Raw genomic sequence first — 12,024 nt, 5'->3', positions numbered from 1 at the left:
CTATACGCGCGCGGCGATCTTCATATGCGGCGGTATCGCCTATCTGTCTGATCTGCGACGTGTCCGAATAATGTACTGGCGCCCCCCTAGCGTGCAGATACGTCACTTTCGTGTAGTCACCCCTACTACCCGGCTCACTCCACGCCCTTCCGCAAGAACGGCCGCCTGCAATTCCGCCGCTACCGGCAACCGGGGAAGAAAAAATGATCCAGACAATCGCTGTCGTCATAGCGATCTTCGGGGCGGCCCTGCTCGCGGTCCTCGCCTTTGCGTCCTTCGCCAACGCGGCCGAACGCAAGCTGGCCCGGTATCGCTCCAAGGATGAAGGGCTTGCCGATCTGCTCAACTATGGGGCGATGGTCGATGATGGCGTAATCGTCGGCAAGAACGGCTCGTTCATGGCCGCGTGGATTTATGAGGGCGACGATAACGCCAGCTCCACCGACCGCCAGCGCGATATGGTCAGCTTTCGGATCAACCAAGCTCTCGCCGGGCTGGGCAATGGCTGGATGATCCACGTTGACGCGCCGCGCCGCCCTGCTGCCGCCTACTCGGCTGCGGGTCTGTCGCATTTTCCTGACCCGGTGACGGACGCCATAGATCAGGAAAGGCGCGAATTATTCCAGTCCCTCGGCACCATGTATGAGGGCTATTTCGTCATTACCGCGACCTATTTCCCTCCGGTCATAGCGGAGCAAAAGTTTGTCGAGCTGATGTTTGACGACGATCGGGAGCGGCCGAACAACAAGCAACGCACGGCCGACCTGGTTGAACGCTTCAAGCGCGAAATCACCACATTTGAAAGCCGTCTGTCCTCGGCCGTGAAGCTGACCCGCCTTCGCGCTCACAAGGTCGAAAATGAGGACGGCTCGACCGTGACGCACGACGACTTTTTGCGGTGGCTGCAATTCTGCGTCACCGGCAAAAATCAGCCGGTCGTGCTGCCCTCGAACCCGATGTATCTCGATTCCATCATCGGCGGTGTCGAAATGTGGACGGGCGTAATCCCGCGCATCGGCAACAAGTTCGTCCAGACGGTAGCGATCGAAGGTTTCCCGATGGAATCGACGCCGGGCATCCTCTCGGCGCTGGGCGAGCTGCCGATTGAATATCGCTGGTCCACGCGGTTCATATTTATGGACCTCCATGAAGCTGTGAAACACCTTGAGGATTTCCGCAAAAAGTGGCGGCAAAAGGTTCGCGGCTTCTTCGATCAGGTTTTCCAGACCAACAGCGGCAAGATAGATCAGGACGCCCTTTCGATGGTGGCCGATGCCGATAATGCGCTGGAGGAAGTCAACTCCGGCCTTATTGCACAAGGATACTATACCGGCGTCGTCGTCCTGACGGACGAAAGCCGCGATAAGGTAGAACAGGCCGCGCGCCAGCTTGAAAAGGCTATCAACGCACTCGGTTTCGCGGCCCGTATCGAGACGGTGAACAACCTAGAGGCGTTCTTGGGCACGCTGCCGGGGCATGGCGTCGAAAACGTCCGCCGCCCGATCATCAACACCATGAACCTAGCCGACCTGATGCCGACCAGCTCGATATGGACCGGCCTCGATCATGCGCCGTGCCCGATGTATCCGCCCAGCTCGCCCCCGCTCATGTCTGGCGTCACCAACGGCTCCACGCCGTTCCGGCTCAATCTCCACGTCCGCGACGTGGGGCATAGCTTCATCTTCGGCCCCACGGGCGCAGGCAAGTCAACGCTGCTCGGCCTGCTCGCCGCCCAGCTCCGCCGCTATCCCGGCATGTCCATTTTCGCGTTCGACAAGGGCCTGTCGCTCTACCCGCTGGCGAAGGCGGTGGGCGGGGCGCATTTCACTGTCGCCGGGGATGACGAAAAACTCGCCTTCTGCCCGCTCCAATTCCTCGAAACCAAGTCCGATCGCGCATGGGCAATGGATTGGATCGACACAATCCTAGCCCTCAACGGCGTGGCGACCACGCCCGCGCAACGCAACGAAATCGGCAACGCCATCGTCAACATGCACGCCAGCGGGGGCAAAACCCTCTCTGAATTTGTGGTCACGATTCAGGATGAAACGGTGCGCGAGGCGATCCGCACCTACACGGTGGACGGCTCTATGGGCCATCTTCTCGATGCGGAACATGACGGCCTGAGCCTGTCGGAATTTACCGTGTTTGAAGTCGAGGAGCTGATGAACCTCGGTGAAAAATACGCGCTGCCGGTCCTCCTCTATCTTTTCCGGCGTATCGAGCGATCTTTGAAGGGCCAGCCTGCCGCGATCATCCTTGATGAAGCATGGATTATGCTGGGGCATCCCGCCTTCCGGGCCAAAATCCGCGAATGGCTCCGGGTGCTGCGCAAGTCCAACTGCCTTGTTCTCATGGCAACGCAAAGCCTGTCTGACGCCGCAAATTCGGGCATCCTTGACGTTATCGTGGAGTCCACCGCGACCAAGATTTTCCTGCCGAACGTCTATGCGCGCGATGACGATACCGCCCAACTCTACAGACGCATGGGCCTCAATACACGCCAGATTGAAATCTTGGCGACGGCCATCCCCAAGCGCCAATATTACTATCTCTCGGAACAGGGGCGGCGGCTCTTTGAGCTGGCGCTAGGCCCCGTGGCCCTGTCCTTCGTCGGCGCGACCGACAAGGAATCCATCGCCACCATTAAGGCCCTTGAAGCGGCCTATGGCCCGGCATGGGTCAACGAGTGGCTGGCCATCCGTGGCGTCGAATCCACCATCAATATCGGCCGCGCGGCGGCGGCCCCCTATACCTCGGAGAAGCTGCATGAGTCTGTTTGACAAGCTGCGGGGGCGGCGAGCTGCGGAAAGCGCCCCGGTTGATCCCAACCCCTACCTGAACGCGCGGCGGCAATGGAATGAGCATGTGGGCGGCATCGCTGCCTCGCGGCGCTTGTGGCAGACTATGGCAATCCTTTCGATGCTGATCGTCCTCGCCGCTGTCGGCGGCATCATAGCGATTGGCAGTCAATCGAAATTCATCCCTTACGTGGTCCGCGTGGACTCGCTGGGGGACGCGATAGCGACCCAGCGGGCCGATGTGGCTTCGCCGGTCGATGCGCGCGTGGTGCAAGCGCAAGTCGGCTCCTTCATCCAGTCGGCCCGCATGGTGACGGCTGACGTTGAACTCCAAAAGCAAGCCATTTTCCGGGTCTATGGGATGCTCGCGCCGAACGATCCGGCGTTGGCAAAGATGACCGACTATCTCAACGGCAATCCCGACAATACGCCTTTCGCCCGCGCGGCGCGGGAAACCGTGTCGGTCGAAATCGCCTCGGTAATTCAGCAAACCAAGACCTCTTGGCAGGTCGATTGGACCGAGACGGAGCGCGATCGGCAAGGCCAGCCTATCCAGCCTCCGGCGAAAATGCGCGCGCTCGTCACGATCCGCGTTGCGCCGCCCAGCTCGGCCACCACGGAGGAACAAATTAAGCAAAACCCCTTGGGCGTGTTCGTCCAAGATTTCTCTTGGTCGCGCACACTCTGATGGGAGGGACAATCAACATGAAGAAGATCGCCTATTTCGCCGCCGCCCTCGCGGCGCTGCCTTCGATCGCGTCCGCGCAGGACGGCCCGCCGCTTCCCGACGACATGCCGCCCGCGAACGCGCCCATGCCTGCCGGGGGAGGGGCGCAAGTAGATCCCAATGCCTATATCAGCCCGCGCAATCCGAACCTGACGCGCACCCAGCGCGAGGGTCTGTCGATCGCGCGGCGCTGGCAGGCGGAAAGCGCCGAAGGCATCAAGCCGGTGCCGGGCACCGAAGGCGCGGTATTGTTCGCCTTCGGCACCTCCGAACCCTCCGTGGTCTGTGCTGTGCTGCAAATCTGCGATGTGCAGTTGCAGCCGGGCGAGAACATCAATTCGGTCAACGTGGGCGATAGCGCCCGCTGGCTGATCGAACCGGCCGTTTCCAATTCCGGGCCGAACGAAACCCAGCATCTTATCATCAAGCCGCTCGATGCGAACTTGAATACAACGCTGATCGTGACGACCGATCGCCGCACCTACCATATCCGGTTGGTGTCGCACCGGACGCAATTCATGTCGCGGGTGGCGTTCACCTATCCCGATGAAGCGCAAGCCAAATGGGCCGCTTTCCGCGCTCGATCGGACACGGCGCGCGCCGAAAACACGATGGCGGTGCCCGATGGCGCGCGCGGGACGGGCAGGGGAGGGAGCGAATATCTCTCCAATCTCGATTTCCACTATAGCGTTGACGGCCGCGCACGCTGGAAGCCCGTCCGGGTTTACAATGATGGCGTCAAAACCATCATCGAAATGCCGCACGCGATGGAGCAGACGGAAGCGCCATCGCTGCTGATCGTCCGGGCCGGGGGCAGCGTCTCCAAGGCGGCTGATACCTCCATCGTCAATTACCGGCTCCAAGATGGCCGCTACATTGTCGATCAGATTTTTGACCAAGCGGTCCTCATCTCCGGTGTCGGCAAGCGCCAAGAGCGCGTCACCATCACAAGGGGGGGCTGATCGTGCGCGGTGCGATTTTTGTATCAGTGGCTTTCCTGCTTACGAGCTGCGCGGGCGTTTCGCACCGGGACAGCTTCGCCGTTCCGGCTCCTCCCGATCAGGCCCAAGCCCTCGTTGACGATTCCGTGGCGGAGCTGGTGAAACTCTACCCGCCTGCGATTAGCCGGGTGCTGATCCCGACTACCGGGGGCGGGGCCTATGGTGACGGCTTGCGCTCCTCGATGCGCCAAGCAGGCTATGCGGTGATTGAGGCGGGCAAGGGCGTGAAGCCCGATCCTGCGGCCACGCCGTTGCGCTATTACGTCGATCAGCCAATTGCCGATTCCTACCGCGTGACGCTGCGGGTCGGCGCGCAAACTTTCTCCCGCATCTATGGCGTGGATGAAAAGGGTATCTACCCGTCTGCCGGGTGGGCGCTCGATCTGACCGGCGCAACGCCGGAGCTGATCGAACGGGCGAACCGGCCCGTAGCGCCTGCCGCACCTCCTCCCGTTCCGTCGCCCGTCGCCAGCACGCAACCCGGCTTCGGCGGCAATGGAACAGAGGCCGGAACGTGGTCTGTCAGCCTGACGGGCTTCTCCTCCGAAAGCGCAGCACGCGCCTATTGGCGCGCGACGGCGCGCCTTCGCCCTTCGTGGGCGAGCGTGACGCCGCGCTTTGTCCAAAACGGACGCTCTCACGGCATCCAATTCGGACAGTTTCAATCCAGCGCGACGGCGCGCGCCAAGTGCAAGGGCATCCGTGCCGCGCGCTGTGGCGTCGTCAAGGCCGGGTAAGGGGGTAGGTTTATGTCTGATGCTGATAGCATGTCGCCGGAAGCCTCGCCGGGCGGTGCAGCGGACGGGAACAGCGGGCGCTTGGTGACGGGAGTTCGCAGGGTCAATAATGCGCCGCTGCTGATCGTCCTCGGCATTGTGGCGCTGTTCATCGCCATCGTGGTGTCGATTATGATTGATCGCTCCTCGGACAATGCGGCGACCAAGGTTCAACCGGCTGTCGGTCAAAGCTCGGCCGATGTTGCGAACAAGGTTGCGGGGACCGCTCCAAGCGGTGCTGCGGAAGTGATGGCGAACGCGCCCCCGCTGCCGCCTGCCGATGGCATCCCGGTCGCGCCGGTCGATCCCAATGCGCCGCCAACCGTCACCGCCTCGCCAGCGCAACCCAACGGCCCCACGGCGGCCGATCTGCGCCGGGCACGCATGGAAGCGATACGCGAAGCACGCCTTGCCCAATTTGGCAGCGCCGTGCGCTCTCCTACCGCCCTGAAATGGCAGGACGGCCGCAATGGGGCATCCTCTGGCGCTGGCGGCATGAGTGGCGGCGCTGATCCGGCAACCCAGCTCGTCGCCCTGCAACAGCAAATGGCCGCTGCAATGGCGCAGGGCCGCCAGCCCTCGGCCTCCGACATTGCCACCCTTACGGCCCTGTCAAACCAAGTGGCCGGGGGAGGAGCCGGAGCCGGGCAGGGTGCCGCCAATGCCCGCCCGCCTGCCAACTATGGCCAGTTCGCCAACAATGCGGGTGGCAATCGCTGGGCCTCGAACAGCCAAGTAGAAGCGCCCTCCCGCTACCAGCTCCGCGCGGGCTTCGTAATTCCCGGCACGCTGATCTCCGGCATCAACTCGCAAATACCGGGGCAGATTGTCGCGCAAGTTTCCCAAAACGTGTTCGATACCGCGACGGGCCGCTATCTCCTGATCCCGCAAGGCTCCCGCCTTGTCGGCGCGTATGATTCCAACCCGGTCTTTGGGCAGACGCGCGCGCTCATCGCGTGGCAACGGATCATCTTTCCTGACGGCAAGGCGATCGACCTTGGCGCTATGCCGGGGTCAGACAGCGCGGGCTATGCCGGGTTCCATGACCAAGTGAACGCGCATTGGTTCCGTATCTTCGGCTCCGCTCTGCTCATGTCTGGTGTGACCGCTGGCGTAACCCTTAGTCAGCCGCAAACCGGCCTCAACGCCAATGGCACCATGTCCGCCAGCCAAGCCCTTAGCCAAGCTCTCGGCCAGCAGCTCGGACAGACCACGGCGATGATGATTGAGCGCAATCTGAACATATCGCCCACGCTGATTATCCGGCCCGGCTTCCGCTTCAATGTGGTCGTCGTGAAAGACCTCACATTTTCAAAGCCTTACCGCTCATTCGATTATTGACGCCAGATGAAAGGGAGCAAGCAAAATGAAGTCTCGAATTTTAGCCGCTAAAATTTCTTTGGCGATCACTCTCGCGCTGGCGGCCCCGTCCGCCAATGCGCAAATCTCGGTTATCGACGTTGCGAACGTCCGCCAGACAACCGTTTCCGCGCTGCAAAACGTCGCCACGGTGGCGAAGCAAATCCAGCAGTATCAGACGCAGCTACAGCAATACCAAAATATGATTCAGAACACGGTCGGCGCGCCGGTCCAGCTCTGGCAGCAGGCTACGCAAACGATCGACAGCCTCCAAGGGCAGGTCAATCAAATCAGCTCGTTCGCTCGTCAAGCTGGCGACGTGAACACCTACATGAATCAATTCAAAAATCCGTCTTACTATCAGACCAATGCTTGCACGTTCGGGAACTGCACGGCGGCGCAGCGCGCGGCGGCTCTGTCCGCTACTCGCGCCCGCACGACAAGCCAGATGGCCGCAAATGCCGACGCTATGAACGGCATCAACAGCGCCATGACAACGCTTGCGTCTGACGGCCAGCGCCTCGACCAGTTGCAGGCCAATGCCACGGGTGCGAGCGGGCAAATGCAAGCCCTGTCCTACGCCAATCAATTTGCGGCCCAACAAGCCAGTGAGTTGCAGAAAATTCGCGGCGTCCTGCTCGCGCAAAGCGCCGCGCTGACGGCTCAATCGCAATATCAGCTCGATCGCGATGCTGCGGCAACAGAGGCATCGGCCGCAATGCGGAAAACCAAACCGACGCCGATCGGAACCTATCAGAATTAAGGAAAGCCCATGCCGAAATTGCGTCAACTTATCGCCGCGTCCTGCTGCACCGCTACACTTCTTCTCGCGGCCTGCGGCAAGTCCGAGTCCGAACCGAAAACGATGCTCTATTACTCTCAACACCTAGACGAAGCCCGCGAGAAGGTCGCCCGATGCAAATCCGGCGTCGAAACCGACGCGGAGTGCCAAGAAGCGGGCAGCGCACTAGCGCACGAAACCAAGCCGACGCCGATCGGAACCTATCAGAATTGAGGATAGCACTATGAAGGCTCTGGCTCGCCTACACCTGTCCGCCTTGGGGGTGGCGCTCACGCTCGCCGCGACTCCCGCCTATGCGCAATCGCAAGGTATGCTCGATAATGTTCTGAACAAATATAAGAGCATGGCGGCGGCGTGGGCGAGCGTCTTCACAACGCACGCGACAATTCTATTCGGCACACTAGCGGCGGTCAGCCTCATTTGGACGTTCGGGGTAATGGCGTTGCGCCGCGCCGATCTTGGCGAATTTGCTTCGGAAGCAATTCGCTTCGCCATCTTCTGCGGCTTCTTCTGGTGGCTGCTCATCAACGGCCCGGCGATCGGCTTGGCGATCATTGAAGGGCTGCGCTCGTTGGGTGCGCAGGCATCCGGCCTGCCTAACAATCTCGCGCCATCGGGTATTGTGGACATTGGTTTCGACATTTTCCGCCAAGCTGTCGAAGCGTCCAGCGTCCTAACTCCGGTCGATTCCGCTCTTTCTATCTTGGTTTCGCTGGGCATCCTGATTGTTTTGGCTCTCGTCGGCGTGAATATGCTGCTGCTGTTGGCCTCCGGCTATGTCCTCGCCTATGCCGGGGTTATCTTTTTGGGCTTCGGCGGCGCGCGGTGGACCAGCGATATTGCGCTGAACTATTTCAAAACGGTGGTCGCGGTGGGCGCGTCCCTGATGACGATGGTTCTTATCGTCGGCGTCGGCAAAACCTTCCTTGACCAATATTATGCCGCAACGGGCGAGGGTTCGTCTCTCCAAGATTTAGGGACCATGCTTGTCTTCGCGGTCGTCCTTCTGGCGCTCGTAAACAAGGTTCCCGCGATGGTCGGGGGCGTTATAAGCGGCGGCTCGATCCACGCGGCGGGCGGTATCGGAGCCTTTGGGGCAGGGGCCGCGCTGGGTGCTGCCGGGATGGCCGCTGGGGCGGCGGCCACGGGTGGAGCTATGATCGCTGCTGGCGCGATGAACGCTGCGGGTGGAGCCAGCGCGATCAAGGCCGCCTTCGCTGCCGCTGGTGGGAGCGGTGGTGAAGGCGGCCAAACCGGCATGGGAGGCGGGCAACCGCTTTCGTCGGCGGGCGACATGCCGGGAGGCGGCGATAACGGCGGCGGCGGTGGCGGTGGGGGCGGCGGCACGCCCCTTAGCGTCGCTATGGGCGGCGATGGCGGTTCCCCCCCGGCCAATGACAACAGCGGCCTTCAAGGCGGCTCGGAAGCCGCCAGCGCGGGCGGTGGCACGGCTGCAAGCGCCGCTGCGGGTAGCGAGGCGGCCGATCGTGAAGACGGCAACGGCGGCGGCGCTGCCGGTGGCTCGCCTGCGGGGGAGGGGGAGGCCAGCTCCGCCAGCTCGCAAGGTGAAGGCGCGCCCGAAAGTGGCGACACTGGCGGCACGCAACGCACCGGCCTTAGCCGTGCGGCGAAAACCGCAAGCATCCTCGGCGGCGCTGCCGCTGGTATGGCGGTGGGCGCTTTGAAAGAGCGGGTGGGAAATACGGTGGGCGGCCGACTGGCGGCCAATATCCGCGCGTCGGCCGCCTCGGCATCGTCGGGAAGTGAAACGCTCGCTCCCGCGACCGGCGCGGGCAGTCCCGCCAGCTCGTCCGATTCATCGCCACCCCCCACGGCGCAATTCGCGGGCGATACCATTTCGGCCGCCCGTGATGCGGGCGACATGGAGACGCCAGAGGATGAAGTTGCGGCCTTCGTCCAGAGAAGGGGGGACAGCTAATCATGGCCGCTGATCTGCCTCCGGTTGTCATAGAAGAACGGGTGCAATGCTCGATCGCGGCGGCGCTGCGCTATAACATTCCGGCGAACGTCATGCTGGCGGTCGCGGAACAAGAGAACGGTCGGCCCGGCGCGCGCGTCCAGAACACCAATAACACCGCCGATCTTGGCTCGATGCAGCTCAATTCCAGCTATATTCAATCGCTGGCACGCTACGGCATCCGGCCCGAATATGTGCTTGCGGCGGGGTGCTATCCCTACAACCTCGCTGCATGGCGTATCAGAAACCATATCCGGGATGACAAGGGCGACCTGTGGACGCGGGTTGCCAATTATCATTCCCGAACGCCGGTCCATAATGCCCGCTATCGGGCGCTGATTATGGCGAAAGGCGCACGCTGGGAGGCGTGGCTTTCCTCGCGCTATAATACCTACAGCGTGAACGGCGTGCCGGTAAGCGGCGGCGCTCCTGCTGCGCGATCGACCTCGATCCCACTCACGATCACGGCGGCCGACGCGACGGGCGGGGGCCAGCTCGCGGCGCAACCCGCGATCGTCCAGCCCGAAGGCAGCGCCGACGCCTCGGCGGGCTATGTCGCCTCGATCTTGGCCGCTGCGTTCAATGCTCGCATAACCGATACGTGGCGGGCGCTGGAAGCCAATTACGGGGCCGCCAACAGCTTTCACAAATATGGGCAGGCGGTGGATTTCGTGCCGCGTGCCGGGCTGCACACGATCACGCGCGAGCAAATCCGCGCCGTGATGGCGCAACATGGTATTCGCGTGGCGGAGCTGCTGGGGCCGGGGGACCGGGGCCATGCCGATCATTGGCATCTGGCTTTCTATACCGGCGATCAGACTCGGCCGCTCGATCGCGCTCAAATTGTCGTCGCCAGAGCGGAACGCGGGGTAGGGGGCCTAACCTCGGCGGCCGTGCAGCCGATGGCCAGCTATGAGGCTGCGCCAGCTCCACAAGCCCGCGTCATGGCGGCTCGGCCGAACGCCGCGCCTATTTCCGTTGCGGTGAATTTCCGGCGCGACATGCTGCATCCTTCGCCTACCGATCCCACGGCGGACCCGCGATTTATTCCGCGCACAATCACCGCCAGCAATTGAAGCGACGGCGCGCTAGGCGCTCAATTCGGCAAGCCGGTGTGGGCGCTGATCCCCATCCCGGCCAGCTCCTCAATGAGCCAGTCTCGAAAGTCCGAAATGGATTTCGCGCCTTCGGCCCTCAAGGCGGCAACGTCTTCCTCTTTGAAACTCCAATCGTCCTTGCCGATGTGGCGCAAGGCGCGCCAAACGCAATGCTTCTGATAGCTGTAGATCGCGCAACGGAGATACCCGCGAACGATCTTTTCCATAGCCGCATCGTCATTGCGGTGGCGATCTAGCAATGCGTCAAGGTCGGCTACGGACGGATTGGGATCAAGCATGGTCGGCCTCGATCTGTAGGGCGAGCTGGGCGAGGCGATCGGGAGCAAGCAAGTCGTCGGCCGCAAGGTCGATAGCGAAGGGTTCGCCGGGTTCGGGCGGCCGTCGATCGGCGGCGAAAGCGGCAAGATAGGGTTGCGCCGCGTCGGTTTCGATCCAGCGCCAGAAGGCAGGCCCTTGGCCGAATAGCCCGGCCTCGAACATATCGAGCCGGGCTTGCGCGAAATCATCGCACATTAGGCGAAGTGGATCACGGCCGATTCAGTGGTCCGCCCCTGCGGGCGCACGACAATATCGACCTTGCAGCCAAGCCGGGTGAGCATGGCTAGAAGCCGCTCAACCGAGACGCTGCGGAACTGGCCTCGCAGGATGCGCGACAATTCCGGTTGGGTAGATCCCGTAACCTTGGCGGCGGCGATCTGCGTCAACTTCCGCTCCTGCATGGCCTCGGCCACACGGGTAACGAGCTGGGCTTTCAAAAGGTGGGTGTCGGGGTCGGCAAAGCCTAGATCGGCAAAGACATTGCCGCTGCCTTCCTCAATGATTTCGTCCTGTGCGCTCATGCTGTGCCTCGCGGGGTCTGGTGTTGCCGGTGATGCTCCTCGGCGGATTTCAGCCGCGTTCGGATCAAATCCATATCGGCCTGCGGCGTGGCCTTGCCCTGCTTGGATTTCTTCTGGAAGGCGTGCAGGACATAGACCGCCTCCGCGAATTTGACCGTATAGACCGTGCGGAACGTATCGCCTTGGTGGTCGTCTATGATCTCGACCACGCCAGCGCCGCCAAAGCCCTTCAACGGCTTAGTGCTGGCGTGCTGCCCGCCTTGCTGCGCAAGGTGCAGGGCATAGCCCATTACGTCCTGCACATCGTCCGGGAACTCCCGAAAATCGCGCTTTGACGATGCCACCCATCGAACCGGCCGTTCCGTATCCATCGCGGCTATTATGCACAAATATACATAGCCCGCAAGCGGAAATTATGCGCGTATGTGCATATTGCCAGCTCGCTATGCCGATTGAGGCGACCGCGATCGGGGCGGCTCAATCGAGCGCCCTGCGCGACGGGCTCTGTTGCAAACTCTGATGCGGTTGCCAACGTTGGGCCTTGTCTTGGTAAGGTCGGTTGTGATGGACGATTTCAAAGGGCGGCATTTTACCGGAGAAGTCATCCTATGGGCGGTCCGCTG

General features: G+C 62.0%; 13 protein-coding genes. 9 read left to right on the top strand and 4 right to left on the bottom strand.

What is annotated here, in order from left to right; translation table 11 throughout:
• Nucleotides 1-203 precede the first annotated feature (203 nt).
• The 9 genes from Q4610_RS20830 (at nucleotide 204) to Q4610_RS20790 (ending at nucleotide 10,520) form a co-directional block, all read left to right on the top strand.
• Nucleotides 204-2,783: a VirB4 family type IV secretion/conjugal transfer ATPase gene (locus Q4610_RS20830; protein WP_006964396.1), complete on the top strand. Its 2,580-nt coding sequence runs from the start codon at nucleotides 204-206 to the stop codon at nucleotides 2,781-2,783.
• Nucleotides 2,770-3,489, top strand: a complete 720-nt coding sequence (locus Q4610_RS20825; protein ID WP_006964394.1) for a VirB8/TrbF family protein — start codon at nucleotides 2,770-2,772, stop codon at nucleotides 3,487-3,489. The genes Q4610_RS20830 and Q4610_RS20825 overlap by 14 nt, the downstream gene beginning before the upstream one ends.
• A gap of 17 nt (nucleotides 3,490-3,506) precedes the next feature.
• Nucleotides 3,507-4,490: a P-type conjugative transfer protein TrbG gene (trbG, locus tag Q4610_RS20820; RefSeq protein ID WP_006964392.1), complete on the top strand. Its 984-nt coding sequence runs from the start codon at nucleotides 3,507-3,509 to the stop codon at nucleotides 4,488-4,490.
• Nucleotides 4,491-4,492: 2 nt separating this feature from the next.
• Nucleotides 4,493-5,266: an SPOR domain-containing protein gene (locus Q4610_RS20815; protein ID WP_019053953.1), complete on the top strand. Its 774-nt coding sequence runs from the start codon at nucleotides 4,493-4,495 to the stop codon at nucleotides 5,264-5,266.
• A 138-nt stretch (nucleotides 5,267-5,404) separates the two neighbouring features.
• Nucleotides 5,405-6,646: a TrbI/VirB10 family protein gene (locus Q4610_RS20810; protein ID WP_304537754.1), complete on the top strand. Its 1,242-nt coding sequence runs from the start codon at nucleotides 5,405-5,407 to the stop codon at nucleotides 6,644-6,646.
• A gap of 25 nt (nucleotides 6,647-6,671) precedes the next feature.
• A complete protein-coding gene (trbJ, locus tag Q4610_RS20805; RefSeq protein ID WP_022675885.1) occupies nucleotides 6,672-7,427 on the top strand; it encodes a P-type conjugative transfer protein TrbJ in 756 nt (251 codons plus the stop codon).
• Nucleotides 7,428-7,436: 9 nt separating this feature from the next.
• Complete coding sequence (locus Q4610_RS20800) at nucleotides 7,437-7,679, top strand: EexN family lipoprotein (RefSeq protein ID WP_019053956.1); 243 nt, start codon at nucleotides 7,437-7,439, stop codon at nucleotides 7,677-7,679.
• 10 nt (nucleotides 7,680-7,689) lie between these two features.
• Nucleotides 7,690-9,405: a P-type conjugative transfer protein TrbL gene (trbL, locus tag Q4610_RS20795; protein ID WP_030092735.1), complete on the top strand. Its 1,716-nt coding sequence runs from the start codon at nucleotides 7,690-7,692 to the stop codon at nucleotides 9,403-9,405.
• A gap of 2 nt (nucleotides 9,406-9,407) precedes the next feature.
• Entirely contained in the window at nucleotides 9,408-10,520 is a 1,113-nt protein-coding gene (locus tag Q4610_RS20790; RefSeq protein WP_030092736.1) for a transglycosylase SLT domain-containing protein, read from the top strand.
• Between the two features lie 20 nt (nucleotides 10,521-10,540).
• Here the strand turns inward: Q4610_RS20790 and Q4610_RS20785 are convergent, their stop codons facing one another.
• The 4 genes from Q4610_RS20785 to Q4610_RS20770 are packed head-to-tail and all read right to left on the bottom strand — an operon-like array spanning nucleotide 10,541 to nucleotide 11,772.
• Nucleotides 10,541-10,840 (bottom strand): hypothetical protein, encoded by a 300-nt coding sequence (locus tag Q4610_RS20785; RefSeq protein WP_013041567.1) that lies wholly within the window; start codon nucleotides 10,838-10,840, stop codon nucleotides 10,541-10,543.
• A complete protein-coding gene (locus Q4610_RS20780; protein WP_013041566.1) occupies nucleotides 10,833-11,075 on the bottom strand; it encodes a hypothetical protein in 243 nt (80 codons plus the stop codon). Before Q4610_RS20780 ends, Q4610_RS20785 begins: the two co-directional genes overlap by 8 nt.
• Nucleotides 11,075-11,401: a helix-turn-helix domain-containing protein gene (locus Q4610_RS20775; protein ID WP_006964370.1), complete on the bottom strand. Its 327-nt coding sequence runs from the start codon at nucleotides 11,399-11,401 to the stop codon at nucleotides 11,075-11,077. The genes Q4610_RS20780 and Q4610_RS20775 overlap by 1 nt, the downstream gene beginning before the upstream one ends.
• Nucleotides 11,398-11,772, bottom strand: a complete 375-nt coding sequence (locus Q4610_RS20770; RefSeq protein WP_013041565.1) for a type II toxin-antitoxin system RelE/ParE family toxin — start codon at nucleotides 11,770-11,772, stop codon at nucleotides 11,398-11,400. Before Q4610_RS20770 ends, Q4610_RS20775 begins: the two co-directional genes overlap by 4 nt.
• Nucleotides 11,773-12,024: the final 252 nt, after the last annotated feature.

Source organism: Sphingobium cyanobacteriorum, assembly GCF_030580935.1.
GTDB lineage: Bacteria > Pseudomonadota > Alphaproteobacteria > Sphingomonadales > Sphingomonadaceae > Sphingobium > Sphingobium cyanobacteriorum.
Note: the sequence above shows the minus strand (reverse complement) of the source record. Positions and strands in the feature narration are given on the sequence as shown.

What these genes read in the sequence shown, in the direction of transcription:
- Q4610_RS20785 (WP_013041567.1), bottom strand. Translation starts at nt 10,840, where the DNA reads ATGCTTGATCCCAATCCGTCCGTAGCCGACCTTGACGCATTGCTAGAT.
- Q4610_RS20770 (WP_013041565.1), bottom strand. Translation starts at nt 11,772, where the DNA reads ATGGATACGGAACGGCCGGTTCGATGGGTGGCATCGTCAAAGCGCGAT.
- Q4610_RS20780 (WP_013041566.1), bottom strand. Translation starts at nt 11,075, where the DNA reads ATGTGCGATGATTTCGCGCAAGCCCGGCTCGATATGTTCGAGGCCGGG.
- trbJ (WP_022675885.1), top strand. Translation starts at nt 6,672, where the DNA reads ATGAAGTCTCGAATTTTAGCCGCTAAAATTTCTTTGGCGATCACTCTC.
- Q4610_RS20830 (WP_006964396.1), top strand. Translation starts at nt 204, where the DNA reads ATGATCCAGACAATCGCTGTCGTCATAGCGATCTTCGGGGCGGCCCTG.
- Q4610_RS20800 (WP_019053956.1), top strand. Translation starts at nt 7,437, where the DNA reads ATGCCGAAATTGCGTCAACTTATCGCCGCGTCCTGCTGCACCGCTACA.
- trbG (WP_006964392.1), top strand. Translation starts at nt 3,507, where the DNA reads ATGAAGAAGATCGCCTATTTCGCCGCCGCCCTCGCGGCGCTGCCTTCG.
- trbL (WP_030092735.1), top strand. Translation starts at nt 7,690, where the DNA reads ATGAAGGCTCTGGCTCGCCTACACCTGTCCGCCTTGGGGGTGGCGCTC.
- Q4610_RS20775 (WP_006964370.1), bottom strand. Translation starts at nt 11,401, where the DNA reads ATGAGCGCACAGGACGAAATCATTGAGGAAGGCAGCGGCAATGTCTTT.
- Q4610_RS20825 (WP_006964394.1), top strand. Translation starts at nt 2,770, where the DNA reads ATGAGTCTGTTTGACAAGCTGCGGGGGCGGCGAGCTGCGGAAAGCGCC.
- Q4610_RS20790 (WP_030092736.1), top strand. Translation starts at nt 9,408, where the DNA reads ATGGCCGCTGATCTGCCTCCGGTTGTCATAGAAGAACGGGTGCAATGC.